Origin of the sequence: Pseudomonas spartinae (assembly GCF_965197125.1) — a bacterium.
GTDB lineage: Bacteria > Pseudomonadota > Gammaproteobacteria > Pseudomonadales > Pseudomonadaceae > Aquipseudomonas > Aquipseudomonas composti_A.
On record NZ_CBDAMB010000003.1, the window covers coordinates 609,173 to 627,367 of the forward strand.

Genomic DNA, 18,195 nt, shown 5'->3' on the forward strand with positions numbered 1-18,195 from the left:
GCGACGTCAGTCACGAGTATCGCGGCTAAAGCCGCCCCTACAACGGCGCGGTTTTACAGCACCGCCTTCGGATAGGAACCCAGCACCTTCAGCGCCACAGCTTCCTGCGCCAGCTTCTCCAGCACATCCTTGATCAGCGGATCGCGGTGATGACCGACGAAATCGATGAAGAACACATAGGTCCACTTGCCGCTGCGCGACGGGCGGGTTTCGATACGGGTCAGGTCGATACCGTTGTTGTGGAACGGCACCAGCAGTTCGTGCAGCGCGCCCGGCTTGTTGCGCATGGAGACGATGATCGAGGTCTTGTCGTCGCCAGTCGGCGGCACCTCCTGGCTGCCGATGATGAGAAAACGCGTGGAGTTGTCCGGGCGATCCTCGATCTTCTCTGCCAGCTTGGTCAGGCCATACAGATTGGCCGCCATGTCGCCGGCAATGGCCGCACTGTTCCACTCGCTCTTGACCCGCTTGGCGGCATCGGCGTTGCTGGAAACCGCCACGCGTTCGACATTCGGATAGTGCGCATCCAGCCATTTGCGGCACTGCGCCAGCGACTGGGCATGGGAGTAGATGCGGGTGATCTTGTCGGTCTTGGTGGTCTCGCCCACCAGCAGGTGATGGTGAATGCGCAGCTCCACCTCGCCGCAGATGACCATGTCATGCTCGAGGAAGCTGTCCAGTGTGTGATTGATCGCGCCCTCGGTGGAATTCTCCACTGGCACCACGCCGAAGTTCACCGCACCAGCGGCCACTTCACGGAACACCTCGTCGATGGCCGCCATCGGCACGCTGATCACCGCGTGCCCGAAGTGCTTCATCGCCGCGGCTTGGCTGAAGGTACCTTCCGGGCCGAGGTAAGCCACTTTCAGCGGGTTTTCCAGGGCCAGGCAGGAGGACATGATTTCGCGGAACAGCCGCGCCATTTCCTCGTTGCCCAGCGGCCCCTGGTTGCGCTCCATCACGCGTTTGAGCACCTGAGCCTCGCGTTCGGGACGGTAGAAGACCGGCGACTCGCCCTCCTTGAGTTCCTTCATCTTCACCCGCGCCACTTCTTCGGCGCAGCGCGCGCGGTCGCTGATCAGCTCAAGAATACGCTCGTCGAGGTTATCGATACGAACCCGCAGCGCTTGCAGCTCCTGCTCAGAGATTACATCCGTCATTAGCCGTGCTCCTTCTCGAACTCGGCCATGTAGGCCACCAGCGCCTCGACCGCATCCAGACCGACAGCGTTATAGATGGAGGCACGCATGCCGCCTACCGAACGATGGCCCTTGAGGTTGAGCAGGCCACGCTCATCGGCGCCAGCCAGGAACACCTTGTCCAGCTTCTCGTCCGCCAGGCGGAACGGCACGTTCATCCAGGAGCGCGCGTTGTGGGCGATGGGGTTGCTGTAGAAGTCGCTGCCATCGATAGCCTTGTACAGCATGTCTTTCTTGGCGCGGTTGATGCGTTCCATGGCCTCGACACCGCCCTGCTCCTTCAGCCACTGGAAGACCAGGCCGGACAGGTACCAGGAATAGGTCGCAGGTGTGTTGTACATCGAGCCATTGTCGGCCGAGACCTTGTAGTCGAGCATGGTCGGGCAGCTGGAGCGCGCACGACCGAGCAGGTCTTCGCGCACGATCACCACCACCAGACCACTGGGACCGATGTTCTTCTGCGCGCCGGCGTAGATCAGGCCGAACTGCGACACATCGGTAGGACGCGAGAGGATGTCCGAGGACATGTCCACCACCAGCGGCGTGTCACCGGTCTGCGGCACCCAGTCGAACTGCAGACCACCGATGGTCTCGTTGCTGCAGTAATGCACGTAGGCGGCATTCTTCGACAACTGCCAGTCGTTCTGCCCGGGGATGGCGAAGTAGTCATGCGCCTTGGCGCTGGCGGCGACGTTGATCGCACCGTAGCGACGGGCTTCTTCGATGGCTTTCTTCGACCAGATACCGGTTTCGACGTAGTCGGCCACGCCATCTTCCGGCAGCAGGTTCAGCGGAATCTCGGCGAACTGCTGGCTGGCACCGCCCTGCAGGAACAGCACCTTGTAATCGTTGGGCACAGCGAGCAGATCGCGCAGGTCCTGTTCGGCCTGACTGGCGATGGCCACGTACTCGTCGCTGCGATGGCTCATCTCCATCACCGACAGGCCCTTGCCTTGCCAGTCGAGCATCTCGGCCTGGGCGCGTTGCAGTACAGCGGTCGGCAGCGCGGCCGGGCCGGCGCAGAAGTTAAAAGCTCGCTTGCTCACGTCTGTCTCTCTCAGATTCACAGAACGCCACCACCAGGCGATGGCATGTCCAAACTGTCTGCCGTGCCGTGGGAGGGGCTTTAGCCGCGACTATCGCCGCTAATCGGAACGCCGCCCGGCCCCTCCCACAAAGCCCGACTTTATTCCTCGCTGCCTTCCTCGGCGTCGGCAACCGGTGCTTCGGCGTTTTCGGCGACTTCAACGCCCTCTTCACCTTCGACCAGTTCGTCCTCGTCTACCGGAGTCGGCTCCTGCACGCGCTCCAGGCCAACCAGGGTCTCGTCCTTGGCCAGCTTGATCAGGGTCACACCCTGAGTGTTACGGCCGGAGCTGGAGACCTCGTCGACACGAGTACGCACCAGGGTGCCCTGGTCGGAAATCAGCATGATTTCCTCGCCGTCCTGCACCTGGATGGCGCCGACCAGCTTGCCGTTACGCTCGCTGGTGACCATGGCGATTACGCCCTGGCCGCCACGACCACGACGCGGGAACTTGCCCAGGCCGGTGCGCTTGCCGAAACCGCGTTCGGAGGCAGTGAGGATTTGCGCACCGGACTCCGGAATCAGCATGGAGATCAGTTCCTGATCCTTGCCCAGACGCATGCCACGCACACCACGCGCGGTACGGCCCATGGTGCGAACCTTGCTCTCGGCGAAACGCAACACCTTGCCGGCATCGGAGAACAGCATGACTTCCTTGGCACCGTCGGTGATGGCGGCAGCGATCAGGGTGTCACCCTCTTCCAGCCTCAGGGCAATCAGGCCGGCGCTACGCGGACGGCTGAACTGCACCAGCGGGGTCTTCTTCACAGTACCGAAGGCGGTGGCCATGAAGATGAAGGCGCCTGTCGGCTCGGCGACCAGTTCAGGGGTTTCACCCTCGACTTCTTCGACTTCCTCGGCTTCGACCACTTCGACGGCTTCGCCTTCGATCACCACGCCTTCGTCGTCCAGGTCTTCGTCAGCACCGGCGCTTTGCTGCAGGGCTTCGAGGTCGATCTGCAGCATCGCGGTGATGCGCTCGCCCTCGTCCAGCGGCAGCAGGTTGACAAGCGGACGACCACGGGCGGCACGTGAAGCCTCGGGAATTTCGAAGGTACGCAGCCAGTACACCTTGCCCTTGCTGGAGAACAGCAGCAGGGTCGCGTGGCTGTTGGCCACCAGCAGGTGCTCGACGTAGTCCTCGTCCTTCACGCCAGTGGCGGACTTGCCCTTACCGCCGCGACGCTGCGCCTCGTAGGCGGCCAGCGGCTGACTCTTGGCATAGCCACCGTGGGAGATGGTGACGACACGCTCTTCCTCGGTGATCAGGTCGGCAATGGTCAGGTCCTGACGCGAGGCGATGATCTCGGTACGGCGCTTGTCGCCAAACTCGGCCTTGACCTTCTCCAGCTCCTCGCGGATGACTTCCATCAGGCGCTCGGGGTTGGTCAGGATGCGGATCAGCTCACCGATCAGAGCGAGGATTTCCTGATACTCGGCCAGCAGCTTCTCGTGCTCCAGACCGGTCAGGCGGTGCAGGCGCAGCTCGAGGATGGCCTGAGCCTGCTCCGGGGACAGGTAGTACTTGCCGTCACGCAGACCGTATTGCTCATCCAACCCTTCCGGGCGGCAGGAGTCGGCACCGGCACGCTCGACCATGGCTTCCACGGCGCTGGAGGCCCAGGCCGTGGCGATCAGGCGTTCCTTGGCCTCGGCCGGGGTCGGCGAGCTCTTGATCAGCTCGATCACCGGGTCGATGTTCGACAGCGCGACCGCCTGGCCTTCGAGAATATGGCCGCGCTCGCGGGCCTTGCGCAGCTCGTAGACGGTACGCCGGGTCACCACTTCACGACGGTGACGGACGAATACCTCGAGCATGTCCTTGAGGTTCATGGTCTTCGGCTGACCGTCGACCAGCGCCACGACGTTGATGCCGAACACGCTCTGCATCTGGGTCTGGGCGTAGAGGTTGTTGAGCACCACCTCCGGCACCTCGCCACGGCGCAGTTCGATCACCACGCGCATGCCGTCCTTGTCGGATTCGTCACGCAGCTCGGTGATGCCTTCGATCTTCTTCTCCTTGACCAGCTCGGCGATCTTCTCGATCAGACGCGCCTTGTTCAGCTGGTAAGGCAGCTCGGTCACCACCAGTTGCTGGCGACCGCCGACCTTGTCGATGTCCTCCACTTCGACCCGGGCGCGCACGTAGATGCGCCCACGGCCGGTGCGATAGGCCTCGATGATGCCGGCACGGCCGTTGATGATGCCCGCAGTGGGGAAGTCAGGGCCGGGGATGTACTGCATCAGCTCATCGACGGTCAGCTCGGCGTTGTCCATCAGCGCCAGGCAGCCATCGATCACCTCGGTGAGGTTGTGCGGCGGGATGTTAGTGGCCATGCCCACGGCGATACCGGACGAGCCGTTGACCAGCAGGTTAGGCACCTTGGTCGGCATTACCGCCGGAATCTGCTCGGTGCCGTCGTAGTTGGGCACCCAGTCGACGGTTTCTTTTTCCAGGTCGGCCAGCAGTTCGTGGGCCAGCTTGGTCATGCGCACTTCGGTGTATCGCATGGCAGCGGCGTTGTCGCCGTCGACCGAACCGAAGTTGCCCTGACCGTCGACCAGCAGGTAGCGCAGGGAGAAGTCCTGCGCCATACGCACGATGGTGTCGTACACCGCCGTGTCGCCGTGCGGGTGGTATTTACCGATCACGTCACCGACCACACGGGCGGATTTCTTGTAGGGCTTGTTCCAGTCGTTGCCCAGCTCGCTCATGGCATAGAGCACACGGCGGTGGACAGGCTTCAAGCCATCGCGCGCATCCGGCAGCGCACGCCCGACGATCACGCTCATCGCGTAGTCGAGGTAGGACTGTTTCAGCTCGTCTTCGATATTGACCGGGAGGATTTCTTTGGCCAGTTCGCCCATGAGAAGCCTGGTTCCTTTTTCTGGTGAAACTCCGCGTCATTCTTCCTGAACGCCATGGAGCACGTCGCGATAGCCTCAGGCCATCAGCGACTCACGACAAATCAACGAGTTATGTCACGATTCGATGCAGTGAAGGCGGCTTTAGTCAGCCCCCTTGAAAACTGCCGGAGATTACCACAAAGCGTGCCACACACCTACCCCGCAGAGGGGCGTGCGCGGCAGGTTCAGTGCAGGCGCTTGCGGCACATCAGTTGCGCCATCTTGGCGCTGTCGGGACGCTCGACCACCCCCTTCTCGGTCACGAGGTAATCGACCAGATCTGCGGGCGTCACATCGAACACCGGATTGACCGCAGGCACGTCCGCCGCCACGCGCTGCCCCGCCACCTCCAGCAACTCACGACCATCGCGCTCCTCGAGCAGGATGTCTTCGCCGCTTTCCAGGCTCATGTCGATGGTCGAACTCGGCGCCACCACCATCAGGCGCACACCGTGATGCATGGCATTGACGGCCAACTGGTAGGTGCCGATCTTGTTGGCAACGTCGCCATTGGCAGTGATGCGATCAGCCCCGACTATCACCCAGGTAATGCCCTTGGTCTTCATCAGGTGCGCTGCCGCCGCATCGGCATTGAGACTGACCGGCACGCCATCGCCAGCCAGTTCCCAGGCAGTCAGCCGGGCGCCTTGCAGCCAGGGGCGGGTTTCATCGACATAAATATGCTCGACGAGGCCCTCCAGGTGCGCCGCGCGGATCACCCCGAGCGCCGTGCCAAAGCCGCCAGTGGCCAGGGCGCCGGCATTGCAGTGGGTCAGCAGCACCTGCGGGTTGCCCTGATGCTTGCGGATCAGCTCCATACCCAGCTGCGCCATGGTCAGATTGGCTTCGCGATCGCTGACATGAATACCGATCGCCTCGGCTTCGAGCAGCGCCAGAGCGTCATCGCCCGCCTTGATCCGCGCCAGGCGTTCACGCATGCGCTGCAACGCCCAGGACAGATTGACCGCGGTGGGGCGTGCGCGCTCGAGACAGGCAAAATCAGCGTCCAGCGCCTCACGCCAGTCACCGCCCACCTGCAGCCGAGCACGGGTGCCCAGCACCAGACCATAGGCTGCAGCGATGCCAATGGCCGGCGCACCGCGCACCACCATGTCGCGAATCGCATCCGCCACTTCGGCAGCGGAGTCAAAGCGCAACCAGGTCTGCCGATGCGGCAGCAGGCGCTGATCGAGCAAATACAACGCACCGTCGCGCCACTCGATTGCCTGAACCCTCTCCACCGCCAGCAATTGCTCGCGCATCACGCACTCCATCCTGCACCGCCAAAAAATCGCCGATTATACGCAGACTGGCAGGCACCAACCGAACAATCCGGCAGCCCCTCACGGCTTCAAGCTGCGCGCGTTCATCTATACACTGGCGACCTTCCCTGCACCGATCAAGCCAGACGGACAACCCTCCATGCCCGAAGCCCCTCTCGACCTGTTGCTGCTGCCCACCTGGCTGGTGCCCGTGGAGCCGGCGGGCGTGGTCCTGCGCGATCACGGCCTGGGCATCCGCGACGGACGCATCGCACTGATCGCTCCGCGCGCAGAGGCGCTGCGCCACCCCGCGACACAGGTGCGAGAGCTGCCACAGTGCCTGCTCGCCCCCGGGCTGATCAACGCTCATGGCCATGCAGCCATGACGCTGCTGCGCGGCATTGCCGATGACCTGCCGCTGATGACCTGGCTGCATGAACACATCTGGCCAGCCGAAGGGAAATGGGTCGACGAGGATTTCGTCCGCGACGGTACCGACCTGGCCATCGCCGAACAGATCAAGGGCGGCATCAGTTGCTTCTCCGACATGTATTTCTACCCGCAGACGGCGGTCGAGTGCGTGCACAAGTCAGGCATGCGGGCACAGATCACGATCCCGGTGCTGGACTTTCCCGTGCCCGGCGCCCTCAATGCCGACGAGGCGCTGCGCAAGGGCCTGCAACTGTTCGATGACCTCAAGCAGCACCCACGCATCCGCATCGCCTTCGGCCCGCACGCGCCCTACACCGTCAGCGACGACAAGCTCGAGCAGATACGCGTGCTGGCTGACGAGCTGGATGCCGGCATTCATATGCACGTGCACGAAACCGCGCAGGAAGTGGCCGAAGCCGTCAGCAAACACGGCGAGCGCCCACTGGCGCGCCTGGCGCGCCTCGGCCTGCTCGGCCCGCGCTTTCAGGCCGTGCACATGACCCAGATCGATGACGAGGATCTGGAGCTGCTGGTGGAACACAACTGCAGCATCGTGCATTGCCCCGAGTCCAACCTGAAGCTGGCCAGCGGCTTCTGTCCGGTCGAACGCCTGTGGCAGGCCGGCGTCAATGTCGCCATCGGCACCGACGGCGCCGCCAGCAACAACGACCTCGACCTACTCGGCGAAACCCGTACCGCCGCCCTGCTGGCCAAGGCCGTCGCGGGCTCGGCCACCGCCCTCAATGCCCACAGCGCCCTGCGCATGGCGACCCTGAATGGCGCCCGCGCACTGGGACTGGACACACAGACCGGCTCGCTGGAACTGGGCAAGCTGGCCGACGTGGTCGCCTTCGACCTTTCCGGCCTGGCCCAGCAACCGATCTACGACCCGGTATCGCAGCTCGTCTACGCCAGCGGCCGCGACTGCGTGAAACACCTTTGGGTGGGCGGCAAGCAGCTGCTGGACGATGGGCGCCTGACCCGCATGGACGAAAGCGAGCTGATCGCCAAGGCCAGGGAATGGGGAACCAGGATTGCCCAAAGGCAGCCCGGATGAAATCCGGGAAGAATACAGCCGCCCCGGATTGCATCCGGGCTACGCTCTCGAAACGACTGCGACAAACTGACATACATTGAACGAATCCGCGCCGCCCCACGCCCGTTCTTAAACTGGCAACATAGCGGCAGCACGCTTTCCACGCTTTGAATAGAGATGCTTATGAGCAACGTCGACCGCGCCGAAATCGCCAAATTCGAGGCCCTGGCACACCGCTGGTGGGACCTTCAAAGCGAGTTCAAACCTCTGCACGACATCAACCCGCTGCGGGTCAACTGGATCGACGAGCGCGTCGGCCTCGCCGGCAAACGTGTGCTGGACGTCGGCTGCGGCGGCGGCATTCTCAGCGAAGCCATGGCCCAGCGGGGCGCCACTGTCATGGGCATCGACATGGGTGAGGCGCCGCTTTCGGTCGCGCAGTTGCACCAGCTGGAATCCGGCGTGGAAGTCGACTACCGGCAGATCACCGCCGAAGCCCTGGCCGAGGAAATGCCGGGCCAGTTCGATGTCGTCACCTGCCTGGAGATGCTCGAGCACGTACCCGATCCGTCCTCGGTCATCCGCGCCTGCCACAAGCTGGTCAAGCCGGGCGGCCAGGTGTTCTTCTCCACCATCAACCGCAATCCCAAGGCGTACCTGTTCGCCGTGATCGGTGCCGAATACATCCTGCGCCTGCTGCCACGCGGTACCCACGACTTCAAGAAGTTCATCCGCCCCTCCGAACTGGGCGCCTGGAGCCGCGCAGCCGGGCTGGAGGTCAAGGACATCATCGGCCTGACCTACAACCCGCTGACCAAGCACTACAAGCTGGAAGCTGACGTCGACGTCAATTACATGATCCAGACGCTGCGCAAGGAGTAGCCCGCATGCGTTTGAAAGCAGTTCTTTTCGACATGGACGGCACCCTGCTCGACTCGGCGCCGGACTTCATCGCGATCACCCAGGCCATGCGCGCCGCCCGGGGCCTGCCGCCCCTGGCAGACAAGGCCATTCGTGACCAGGTATCCGGTGGCGCACGCGCCATGGTCGCCTGCGCCTTCGACGCAGCCCCGGACTCGGCAGCCTTCGAAGCCCTGCGTCAGGAGTTTCTGGAGCGCTACCAGCAACACTGCGCCGTGCTCACCCGCCCGTTCGACGGCATCGAAGCCCTGCTCGACGACATCGAACAGGCACGACTGCTGTGGGGCGTTGCCACCAACAAGCCGCTGCGCTACGCCGAACCGATCATGCAGGGCCTGAATCTGGCGGGGCGCTCGGCGGTACTGGTTTGCCCCGACCACGTCGAGCAGAGCAAACCGGCGCCGGACATGCTGCTGCTCGCCTGCCAGCAAATGGGAGTCAAACCCGAGGAAGTGCTGTTCATCGGCGACGATGCCCGCGATATAGAGTCCGGCCGCGCCGCCGGCTGCCGTACTGCGGCGGTGACCTACGGCTATATCCACCCCGAAGACAACCCGCGCAACTGGGGCGCCGACGTGGTCGTCGACCAGCCCCAGGAGCTGCGCGCGATTCTCGACCGCGCCCTGTGCAGCTGCTGAAGGTATAAAGCGGGCGCCGCCCGTCGTCAGGCTACTTGGCGGGTCAGGCCCGCCGCACCAATCAATGCTCCCCGAAGGACCCAGAACATGTTCGATTACACCGCCCGCCCAGACCTGCTCAAGGATCGCGTCATCCTGATCACCGGTGCCGGCCGCGGTATCGGCGCCGCCGCCGCCAAGACTTTCGCCGCCCACGGCGCGACCGTGCTGCTGCTGGGCAAGACCGAAGCCAACCTGAGCCAGATTTATGACGAGATCGAGGCGGCCGGTCACCCGCAGCCGGTGGTGATCCCCTTCAATCTGGAAACCGCCCTGCCGCATCAGTACGACGAACTGGCGGTGCTGATCGAGAACGAATTCGGCCGCCTCGACGGCCTGCTGCACAACGCTTCGATCCTCGGCCCACGCACGCCGCTGGAGCAGCTGTCCGGCGATAACTTCATGCGCGTGATGCACATCAACGTCAACGCCATGTTCATGCTCAGCAGCACCCTGCTGCCGCTGCTCAAGCTCTCGGAGGATGCCTCCGTCGCCTTCACCTCCAGCAGCGTCGGGCGCAAGGGGCGCGCCTACTGGGGCGCCTACGCGGTATCGAAGTTTGCTACCGAGGGCCTGATGCAAGTCATGGCGGACGAGCTCGACGGCATCGCCAGCGTGCGCGCCAACAGCATCAATCCGGGCGCGACCCGCACGGCCATGCGCGCCCAGGCCTACCCAGGAGAGAACCCGGCTACGCGCCCGCTGCCCGAGGACATCATGCCGCTCTACCTCTACCTGATGGGCCCGGACAGCAAAGGTGTCAACGGCCAGGCATTCGACGCGCAATAGGGCCCAGGCCATGGCCCGCTGGCAATCAACGGGCCATGGCACGACAGAAATCCGCCGCGCCCCTTGCCGGGCGGCAGCACATTGCCAGCACCACCGTCAGACAACCGGCAATCGCTTGCCGGCCCCGCCCTGAAAAAACAGCTAATAAGCTGATTTAAAAGACATTTTATCTATCTTGAACCACCTGGCATGAAATTCGCTCTAACCCTCTCGTCGCACCATCGCGCCAGAGGTTCAGCTCCATGGTCCCCCCCAGCCAGTCCAACACCATCGATTTCGACGCTGCCAAATTGCAGCGTCTTGGCTTTACCGGCACGCGCAACCTGCCGCTCAAGCCTGCCAGCCTGGTCGAGCTGCGCCACCAACTGAGCCTGCAACTGCAGACCAGCCTGGACGTGGAACGGATCCTCACGCTGTTCTTTCGCGAAGTGCAGCGCCTGGTGCCACTCGATGCATTGGCCTTCCAGCATCCGTCGCACGATCTGCGCCTCGAGCTGGGCGAGCGCGCGCCTCATTCGGCCGGCTACCGCCTGAGCCATGAGGGCGAATACCTGGGCGAGCTGATTTTCCGCCGCAAGCAGCGCTTTGCCGAAGATGAATTGACCCAGCTGGAATCCTTGCTGGCCAGCCTGCTGTTCCCGCTGCGCAACGCCCTGCTCTACCGCACGGCCCTGCAAAGCGCGCTGCGCGACCCGTTGACCGATACCGGCAATCGCATCGCCATGGACCAGGTGCTGCAGCGCGAGGTGGATCTGGCCCGCCGCAACCTGCAACCCTTGTCGCTGCTGATGCTCGACATCGACCACTTCAAGAGCATCAACGACAACCACGGGCATGCACTTGGCGACGAGGTGCTGAAAGCGGTGGCCCAGACCCTGAAGAACCAGCTGCGTAACATCGACATGGTCTTTCGCTACGGTGGCGAGGAATTTCTGGTCATTCTCTCCGGCACCAACCGCGAAGGGGCGGCGCTAGTGGGCGAGCGCCTGCGCTTTGCGGTGATGGAGCTGCAATGCCTGGATGCCGGCCGCCCCATCGAAGTATCCATCAGCCTGGGCTGCTCCAGCCTGCTGCCGGGCGAGTCGAGCGAAAGCCTGTTGCGCCGCGCTGACAACGCGCTGTATGTCGCCAAGCGCGAAGGTCGCAATCGCCTGTCCATGGCGGGCTGAAAAGCTGCTCTGCATAGCCCGGATGCAATTCGGGCCAGAATGAAAAAAGGGACTCCGCGGAGTCCCTTTTCGTTGCTCAGCGCTTGCGGCCGAAGCCAGGGCGCTGGCCGTCACCAGACGGCGGGCGCTTAACAGGCGTGGCCGGGCGTGGCTTGCGCGCCGGACGATCGGCCAGCTCAACGGCCGGACGCGGCTGGCGCTTCTTGACGTCACCCGGACGCTCCGCAATGGGTGCGCCACGACCATTCTCGCGACGCTCACCACCCTCTTTACGCGGGCCACGCGGCGTACGCTGCTCGGCTTCCTCGCGGCGCGGAGCACGGCTCGGGCGAGCGTTTTCGGCGCCTGCCTCATCTTTCGCCGGACGCAATACACGCTTGCCACGCACGTCCACCGGTTTGGCCGACTTGCGCTGCAGGCGGTCGAGCTTCTCGCGCGTCTTTTCCTTCATCGCCGGCAGTGCCTGCGGAGTCAGGCCGACTTCGGCGCTGAGGATGTCGACTTCGCGCTGGTCCATTTCCCGCCAGCGGCCCATGGTCAGTTCGGATGTCAGGAACACCGGACCGAAACGCACGCGCTTCAGACGGCTCACTACCAGTCCCTGGGACTCCCACAGACGACGCACCTCACGGTTGCGCCCTTCCATGACCACGCAGTGATACCAGTGGTTGAAGCCTTCGCCACCGGGCGCTTCCTTGATGTCGGTGAACTTGGCCGGGCCATCCTCGAGCATCACGCCGGTCTTGAGGTTTTCCAGCATTTCCTCGGTCACCTCGCCACGCACACGCACCGCGTATTCACGGTCCATCTGATAGGAGGGGTGCATCAGGCGGTTGGCCAGCTCACCATCGGTGGTGAACAGCAACAGGCCGGTGGTGTTGATGTCGAGGCGACCGATGTTGATCCAGCGCCCTTCTTTGGGACGCGGCAGGCGGTCGAATACGGTCGGGCGGCCTTCCGGGTCGTCACGGGTGCAGATCTCGCCGTCCGGCTTGTTGTAGATCAGCACGCGGCGTACCGAGCCGGTGATTTCTTCACGCTTGAGCAAGCGGCCATCGAGGGCGATGGCGTCGTTGGCATCGACGCGCTGGCCCAGGGTCGCGGCAGCGCCATTGACCTTGACCCGCCCTTCGGCGATCCAGGTTTCGATTTCGCGGCGCGAAGCCAGCCCGAGACGGGCCAGGACTTTCTGCAGTTTCTCGCCTGCAGGACGCGGTTGTTCGTGCTCAGTCATCTTGGGCACCTCCCGGTGTAGTAAAGGATGATCGAAGGGCGCGCATCATACGCACTACAGCGCTCTTAGGGTAGCCGAGGCTCGGCCAGGCGACAGCGAAAAGCGCAGAACGGCGCGCTTTACGAATTCCGGCGTAATCAGAACTTGCGCCGCCCGGTCGCCTCCAGCGCCAGCAGTCGCATATCGGCCTCGGCCAGCAGAAGCAGACGCTCGCCCTTGCCCAGGCGCTTCCAGCCCTTGATTTCCTGGCGACTGCGGCCGCAACCGAGGCAGATGTCCTTCTCGAACTCACAGACCTTGATGCACGGGCTCTTGCTCATGGGATCTCCTGAAACGGCAGGATCGGATGGGCGCAAGGATAAAGGCCGGGCAAGCGGCAGCGAGATTGAAGTATTCGATAAACGGCTTAAACGCGCTCAATGCAACGACTGATCGCCGTCCAGGTCGGCCAGGTCATCTTCGACTGCTTCATCAGACTCACCTGCCTCGTCTTCCTCGGCCAGGCGCAGGTCATCGAAATCGGTCTTGAGCCCTTGCTCCATGGTATCCAGCTCGGCCAGCAGGCTGCGGAAGCTGGTTTCCTCACGCGGCTCGACGGCCTCGCCATCTTCCTGCAACGCCAGATCGACGCGCGCCTGCAACCCAGCCGGCACCTCCGCCTCGTCGTCCAGCGCCAGTTCAGGCTCCGGTTCCAGCTCGCGCAAGGCGGCGAGCGGCGGCAGTTCGTCGAGGCTTTTCAGGTTGAAGTGATCGAGAAAGCCCTTGGTCGTGGCGAACATCGCCGGGCGCCCCGGCACGTCGCGATAGCCCACCACACGAATCCATTCACGCTCGAGCAAGGTCTTGGTGATGTTGCTGTTGACTGCCACGCCGCGCACATCCTCGATCTCGCCGCGCGTGATCGGCTGGCGGTAGGCGATCAGCGCCAGGGTTTCCAGCAAGGCGCGGGAATAACGCTGTGGGCGCTCCTCCCAGAGCCGGCCGACCCAGGGAGCGAAGCGCTCGCGCACCTGCAGGCGGTAGCCCGAGGCCACCTCTTTCAACTCGAAGGCACGCCCCTCGCAGGATTGGCGCAGGACTTCCAGCGCGGCCTTGAACTGCTGCGGCTCGGGCCGCTCACCCTCCTCGAAGAGTTCGAAAAGGCGTTCGAGCGACTGCGCTTTGCCGGAAGCCAGTAAAAAGGCTTCGAGCAATTGGGCCAGGTCTTTGGGGTCGTTGAGGTTCATTCGGCACGGGCTCGGACGTGAATGACGGCGAATGGCTCATTCTGCACCAGCTCGACCAGGGATTCCTTGATCAATTCGAGCACCGCCATGAAGGTCACGACCACACCAAGCCGCCCCTCCTCGGCCGCGAACAGTTCGACGAAAGGCACGAACGCTCCGCCTTTGAGGCGTTCCAGCACCTCACTCATGCGCTCGCGGGTAGAAAGGGCCTCACGGGTAACCTGATGGCTTTCGAACATGTCGGCGCGGCGCAGCACTTCGGCCATCGACAGCAGCACTTCCTCCAGGCTGACGTCCGGCAGCAGCTTGCGCGCCCTGGCTTCGGGAGCATCGAGCCTGGGGACGGTGACGTCACGGCCGACGCGTGGCAGTTCGTCGATACCCTCGGCAGCCGCCTTGAAGCGCTCGTATTCCTGCAAACGGCGGATCAACTCGGCGCGCGGGTCGTCCTCTTCCTCCTCGGCTTCGGCCGAGCGCGGCAGCAGCATGCGCGACTTGATTTCGGCAAGCATGGCGGCCATTACCAGGTATTCGGCAGCCAGTTCCAGGCGTACCGAATGCATGAGCTCGACGTAGCCCATGTATTGCTTGGTGATCTCGGCGACCGGGATGTCGAGGATATCGATGTTCTGTTTGCGAATCAGATAGAGCAACAGATCCAACGGCCCCTCGAAGGCCTCGAGAAAGACCTCCAGCGCGTCCGGGGGAATATAGAGGTCCAGCGGCAGCTCGGTGACGGCCTCGCCATAGACCAGGGCGAACGGCAGCTCCTGCTGGGCACCGGCCTGGCTGTCAGCGGCTGGCGTGGCGGGCTCACTCATCGACGGGCGCTCCTTCAACGATAATTAAGGCCCATGGCCAGACGCACTTCGGCCAGGGTTTCACGCGCCTCGTCACGCGCGTGCTCGGCGCCTTCGGCAAGGATGCTGCGCACCAGGTCCGGGCTGTCCTCGTAGTCGATGGCGCGCTGCTGCAGTGGTATCAGCTCGGCCTGCAGAGACGAGCACAGCACGCTCTTGCAATCGAGACAGCCAATCGAGGCGGCGCGACAGCCCTCGACCACCCAATGCAACTGCTCGTCGCTGGAATACAGCTGATGCAGCGGCCAGACCGGACAACGCTGCGGCTCACCCGGATCGTCACGGTGCACCCGCGCCGGATCGGTGGGCATGCGTCGCAGTTTTTCCTCGATCTCGGCGTCGCTGTCGCGCAGGAATATGGCGTTGCCGGTGGACTTGGCCATCTTCTGCCCATCCAGCCCCGGTACTCGCGAATACTCCGAGATCATCGGTTGTGGCTCGGCCAGGATCACCTTGCCGCCGCCTTCAAGGTAACCGTACAGACGCTCCTGATCACCCAGGGTGATGCTGGTCTGCTCCTTGAGCAGGGCGCGCGCCGTCTCCAGCGCCTGGGCATCACCTTGCTCCTGGTAGGCCTTGCGCAGGTTGGAGTAGAGCTTGCCGACCTTCTTGCCCAACTTGCCGATGGCAGCTTCGGCCTTCAGTTCGAAATCCGGTTCGCTGCCATATAGGTGGTTGAACCGTCGCGCCACTTCGCGGGCAAATTCGATATGCGGGAGCTGATCGGCACCCACCGGCACTTGCCCGGCACGGTACAGCAGAATGTCCGCCGCCTGCAGCAGCGGGTAGCCGAGAAAGCCATAGGTGGAAAGGTCCTTGCCGCTCTGGCGCTCCTGCTGCTCCTTGTACGACGGCACACGCTCCAGCCAGCTGAGCGGGCAGATCATCGACAGCAGCAGATGCAGCTCGGCATGCTCCGGCACCTGCGACTGCACGAACAGCGTCGCGGAGCTGGGGCTTACCCCTGCAGCCAGCCAATCCACCGCCACGTCCATGACGTGTTGGGAAAGCTGGCCGGCTTCGGCGTAGTCGGTGGTCAGTGCATGCCAGTCGACGATGCAGAAGAAGCAGTCGTACTCGTGCTGCAACTTGACCCAGTTCTTCAGCACACCATGGTAGTGCCCGAGATGCAGACGACCGCTCGGACGCATCCCTGATAGCACCCGACGCTCGGAGTCGTTAAAGCTCAAACCGTTCTATCCATAATCCAGACAAGATCGCGGAGTATAGGGTAGCCGCAGCCACAACGGAAAACGCTGCGTCAGAGATCGTTGAAGGGCGTCGGGTCGCCGCAACCGACGCGCACGACTTCAGGGCTTTCGTCAGCAAGATTGACCACGGTAGAGGCCTCCAGCCCGCCAAAGCCACCATCGATGATCAGGTCGACGTGATGCTCGAGGATCTGGCGCATTTCATAGGGGTCGGACATCGGCAGCTCATCGCCCGGCATGATCAGGCTGACGCTCATCAACGGCTCGCCCAACTGCTCCAGCAACGCCAGGGCGATGGGATGACTGGGAATGCGGATGCCGATGGTGCGACGCTTGGGGTGCAGCAGCATGCGTGGCACTTCGCGGGTGGCGCTGAGAATGAAGGTGTAAGGGCCCGGGGTGTGATTCTTCAGCAGGCGGAAGGCGGCAGTATCGACCTTGGCGAATAGGCCGATCTGCGAAAGGTCGCGGCAAACCAGGGTGAAGTTGTGCTTGTCGTCGAGCTGACGCAAACGGCGAATGCGCTCTACCGCATTCTTGTCGCCGATGGCGCAGCCCAGTGCGTACGAGGAATCGGTGGGATAAACCACCACACCGCCGCTGCGAATGATTTCCACGGCCTGTTTGATCAGGCGTGCCTGTGGGTTTTCCGGATGAATCTGGAAAAATTGACTCACACTTGCTCCCTGCTCATGAAGTGACAGCGGATGGCTGTTCATGTTCGAAGCGCTCCCAGAGCGCGGTCAGGTCATCGGGCAAAGGCCGGTACATGCCCAGCTCGGACCAGTCGCCCGGCGCATGGAAATCGCTGCCGACACTGGCCATCAAGCCGAACTCACGCGCCAGAATCGCCAGGCCTCCGACTTGTTCGGCCGGCTGCATGCCATTGACCACTTCCAGGGCATGGCCACCGGCCGCCGCGAATTCGGCCACCAGGCGTCGACGCTTACTGCGAGTAAAGTCGTACTGCCACGGATGCGCCAGGCTGATCCAGGCGCGGGCCGAACGCAAGGTGGCAATGGTTTCTTCCAGCATGGGCCAATGCTGCTTGACGTCGCCCAACTTGCCCGAGCCCAGCCACTTGCGAAATGCCTCGGCACGGTCACGCACATGACCGGCACGCACGAGAAACTCGGCGAAGTGCGGCCGCGCCGGCGCGTTACCGCTGTCACCGAGTTCCTGCTGGACGGCTCGCGCGCCCTCCAGCGCCCCCGGCATGCCTTTGGCCGCCAGCCGGCGATCGATCTCCTCGGCACGCTGCCAGCGCCCGTGATGCAGCGCCTCGATGGCCGCTCGCAGCGCCGGGGCGTCACGCTCGAAGGCATAGCCCAGTACATGAATGGTCGCCCCACCCCAGGTACAGGACAACTCGATGCCATTGACCAACTGCATACCCAACGGCTCGGCAGCACGGTGCGCCTCATCGAGGCCTTCCAGGGTGTCGTGATCGGTCAGTGCCAGCAGCCGCACACCCCGCTCATACGCCCGTCCCACCAGTACGGAGGGGGCCAGGGCGCCATCGGAGGCGGTGCTGTGGCAGTGCAAATCGACAATCATGGCGGCGCTTTCGTTGAGTTTGATGTTTGTTATTATGCCCCACATTAGCGCCAAGGCTGTTGCCGTGTGGCGTAAATGGATACCGCTACAAACCGCTTGCGCGGCCACCACCCTGTTAAAAACCGGCTAAAAGTGCTTATTACAGCTCGTAAACTGCGCTTCTTCGTCTGTTTTTGCGGGGCCGCCATCGGTATTGTACTGACTGCCTCACCTAAGGTTTCTAGCGGCACCCAAATGCTTCTTCCCTCCGCGCTTCGACCCCCAATAAGGATTGAGATGCTCTACGCCATCATCGCCACCGACGTCGAAAACTCCCTGGAAAATCGCCTGGCTACCCGCCCCGCTCATCTCGCCCGTCTGGAGCAGTTGAAGCAGGAAGGTCGCCTGCTGCTGGCCGGCCCGCATCCGGCTGTCGATAGCAACGATCCAGGCCCAGCGGGTTTCAGCGGCAGTCTGGTGGTTGCCGAGTTCGAATCCCTCGAAGCCGCGCAGAAATGGGCCGATGCCGACCCTTATCGCGCAGCCGGCGTGTATGCCAATGTCGTGGTCAAACCTTTCAAGAAAGTGCTGCCCTGAGGGACTGTTTACAAAGCAGCCAGCGCAGGCCAGGCAAGGCAAGGCGCAACCA

The 18,195-nt window shown here is 63.3% G+C and carries 17 protein-coding genes; 6 read left to right on the forward strand and 11 right to left on the reverse strand.

All coding sequences use genetic code 11. The annotated features are described in order from the left end of the window. Positions 1-53: 53 nt before the first annotated feature. The 4 genes from pheA to mtnA form a co-directional block, all read right to left on the reverse strand. Entirely contained in the window at positions 54-1,160 is a 1,107-nt protein-coding gene (pheA, locus tag ACN8M7_RS10285; RefSeq protein WP_197432180.1) for a prephenate dehydratase, read from the reverse strand. Beyond that, positions 1,160-2,245: a 3-phosphoserine/phosphohydroxythreonine transaminase gene (gene serC, locus ACN8M7_RS10290; protein WP_490260685.1), complete on the reverse strand. Its 1,086-nt coding sequence runs from the start codon at positions 2,243-2,245 to the stop codon at positions 1,160-1,162. Before serC ends, pheA begins: the two co-directional genes overlap by 1 nt. 140 nt (positions 2,246-2,385) lie before the next feature. Continuing rightward, a complete protein-coding gene (gene gyrA, locus ACN8M7_RS10295; RefSeq protein ID WP_490260686.1) occupies positions 2,386-5,154 on the reverse strand; it encodes a DNA gyrase subunit A in 2,769 nt (922 codons plus the stop codon). Between the two features lie 224 nt (positions 5,155-5,378). Continuing rightward, positions 5,379-6,455 (reverse strand): S-methyl-5-thioribose-1-phosphate isomerase, encoded by a 1,077-nt coding sequence (gene mtnA / locus ACN8M7_RS10300; RefSeq protein ID WP_490260687.1) that lies wholly within the window; start codon positions 6,453-6,455, stop codon positions 5,379-5,381. Between the two features lie 160 nt (positions 6,456-6,615). Here mtnA and ACN8M7_RS10305 point away from each other — a divergent pair, with 160 nt between their 5' ends. The 5 genes from ACN8M7_RS10305 to ACN8M7_RS10325 all read left to right on the forward strand — a co-directional run bounded on the left by ACN8M7_RS10305 (position 6,616) and on the right by ACN8M7_RS10325 (position 11,479). Further along, complete coding sequence (locus ACN8M7_RS10305) at positions 6,616-7,944, forward strand: TRZ/ATZ family hydrolase (RefSeq protein WP_490260688.1); 1,329 nt, start codon at positions 6,616-6,618, stop codon at positions 7,942-7,944. A gap of 162 nt (positions 7,945-8,106) precedes the next feature. After that, positions 8,107-8,805: a bifunctional 2-polyprenyl-6-hydroxyphenol methylase/3-demethylubiquinol 3-O-methyltransferase UbiG gene (gene ubiG, locus ACN8M7_RS10310; protein ID WP_061239669.1), complete on the forward strand. Its 699-nt coding sequence runs from the start codon at positions 8,107-8,109 to the stop codon at positions 8,803-8,805. 5 nt (positions 8,806-8,810) lie between these two features. Continuing rightward, entirely contained in the window at positions 8,811-9,482 is a 672-nt protein-coding gene (gene mupP, locus ACN8M7_RS10315; protein ID WP_061239671.1) for an N-acetylmuramic acid 6-phosphate phosphatase MupP, read from the forward strand. A gap of 87 nt (positions 9,483-9,569) precedes the next feature. Beyond that, positions 9,570-10,310: a YciK family oxidoreductase gene (locus ACN8M7_RS10320; RefSeq protein WP_061239673.1), complete on the forward strand. Its 741-nt coding sequence runs from the start codon at positions 9,570-9,572 to the stop codon at positions 10,308-10,310. A gap of 242 nt (positions 10,311-10,552) precedes the next feature. After that, positions 10,553-11,479 (forward strand): GGDEF domain-containing protein, encoded by a 927-nt coding sequence (locus ACN8M7_RS10325; protein ID WP_061239675.1) that lies wholly within the window; start codon positions 10,553-10,555, stop codon positions 11,477-11,479. Positions 11,480-11,555: 76 nt separating this feature from the next. On the opposite strand, the gene rluB is transcribed toward ACN8M7_RS10325, so the two are convergent. The 7 genes from rluB to ACN8M7_RS10360 form a co-directional block, all read right to left on the reverse strand. Continuing rightward, positions 11,556-12,713: a 23S rRNA pseudouridine(2605) synthase RluB gene (rluB, locus tag ACN8M7_RS10330; protein ID WP_490260689.1), complete on the reverse strand. Its 1,158-nt coding sequence runs from the start codon at positions 12,711-12,713 to the stop codon at positions 11,556-11,558. Between the two features lie 137 nt (positions 12,714-12,850). Continuing rightward, the gene (locus ACN8M7_RS10335; protein WP_061239679.1) at positions 12,851-13,033 is read right to left on the reverse strand and encodes a DUF1289 domain-containing protein; all 183 of its coding nucleotides are present in this window, start codon (positions 13,031-13,033) and stop codon (positions 12,851-12,853) included. Positions 13,034-13,129: 96 nt separating this feature from the next. Continuing rightward, positions 13,130-13,939, reverse strand: a complete 810-nt coding sequence (scpB, locus tag ACN8M7_RS10340; protein WP_490260690.1) for an SMC-Scp complex subunit ScpB — start codon at positions 13,937-13,939, stop codon at positions 13,130-13,132. Then, entirely contained in the window at positions 13,936-14,760 is an 825-nt protein-coding gene (locus ACN8M7_RS10345) for a segregation and condensation protein A (RefSeq protein WP_061239684.1), read from the reverse strand. The genes scpB and ACN8M7_RS10345 overlap by 4 nt, the downstream gene beginning before the upstream one ends. A gap of 14 nt (positions 14,761-14,774) precedes the next feature. After that, a complete protein-coding gene (locus ACN8M7_RS10350; protein WP_082768070.1) occupies positions 14,775-15,989 on the reverse strand; it encodes a tryptophan--tRNA ligase in 1,215 nt (404 codons plus the stop codon). Between the two features lie 71 nt (positions 15,990-16,060). After that, the gene (locus ACN8M7_RS10355) at positions 16,061-16,687 is read right to left on the reverse strand and encodes an L-threonylcarbamoyladenylate synthase (RefSeq protein WP_490260691.1); all 627 of its coding nucleotides are present in this window, start codon (positions 16,685-16,687) and stop codon (positions 16,061-16,063) included. A 13-nt stretch (positions 16,688-16,700) separates the two neighbouring features. Continuing rightward, entirely contained in the window at positions 16,701-17,567 is an 867-nt protein-coding gene (locus tag ACN8M7_RS10360; protein WP_061239690.1) for a PHP domain-containing protein, read from the reverse strand. Positions 17,568-17,843: 276 nt separating this feature from the next. Here ACN8M7_RS10360 and ACN8M7_RS10365 point away from each other — a divergent pair, with 276 nt between their 5' ends. Continuing rightward, positions 17,844-18,143 (forward strand): YciI family protein, encoded by a 300-nt coding sequence (locus tag ACN8M7_RS10365; protein ID WP_061239692.1) that lies wholly within the window; start codon positions 17,844-17,846, stop codon positions 18,141-18,143. Positions 18,144-18,195 lie beyond the last annotated feature (52 nt).

Bases quoted from the DNA above. Each gene is read 5' to 3' on its own strand.
- mupP (WP_061239671.1), top strand. From the start codon at position 8,811: ATGCGTTTGAAAGCAGTTCTTTTCGACATGGACGGCACCCTGCTCGAC.
- gyrA (WP_490260686.1), bottom strand. From the start codon at position 5,154: ATGGGCGAACTGGCCAAAGAAATCCTCCCGGTCAATATCGAAGACGAG.
- ubiG (WP_061239669.1), top strand. From the start codon at position 8,107: ATGAGCAACGTCGACCGCGCCGAAATCGCCAAATTCGAGGCCCTGGCA.
- ACN8M7_RS10345 (WP_061239684.1), bottom strand. From the start codon at position 14,760: ATGAGTGAGCCCGCCACGCCAGCCGCTGACAGCCAGGCCGGTGCCCAG.
- rluB (WP_490260689.1), bottom strand. From the start codon at position 12,713: ATGACTGAGCACGAACAACCGCGTCCTGCAGGCGAGAAACTGCAGAAA.
- ACN8M7_RS10305 (WP_490260688.1), top strand. From the start codon at position 6,616: ATGCCCGAAGCCCCTCTCGACCTGTTGCTGCTGCCCACCTGGCTGGTG.
- ACN8M7_RS10320 (WP_061239673.1), top strand. From the start codon at position 9,570: ATGTTCGATTACACCGCCCGCCCAGACCTGCTCAAGGATCGCGTCATC.
- mtnA (WP_490260687.1), bottom strand. From the start codon at position 6,455: ATGCGCGAGCAATTGCTGGCGGTGGAGAGGGTTCAGGCAATCGAGTGG.
- pheA (WP_197432180.1), bottom strand. From the start codon at position 1,160: ATGACGGATGTAATCTCTGAGCAGGAGCTGCAAGCGCTGCGGGTTCGT.
- ACN8M7_RS10335 (WP_061239679.1), bottom strand. From the start codon at position 13,033: ATGAGCAAGAGCCCGTGCATCAAGGTCTGTGAGTTCGAGAAGGACATC.
- ACN8M7_RS10360 (WP_061239690.1), bottom strand. From the start codon at position 17,567: ATGATTGTCGATTTGCACTGCCACAGCACCGCCTCCGATGGCGCCCTG.
- ACN8M7_RS10365 (WP_061239692.1), top strand. From the start codon at position 17,844: ATGCTCTACGCCATCATCGCCACCGACGTCGAAAACTCCCTGGAAAAT.
- ACN8M7_RS10325 (WP_061239675.1), top strand. From the start codon at position 10,553: ATGGTCCCCCCCAGCCAGTCCAACACCATCGATTTCGACGCTGCCAAA.
- scpB (WP_490260690.1), bottom strand. From the start codon at position 13,939: ATGAACCTCAACGACCCCAAAGACCTGGCCCAATTGCTCGAAGCCTTT.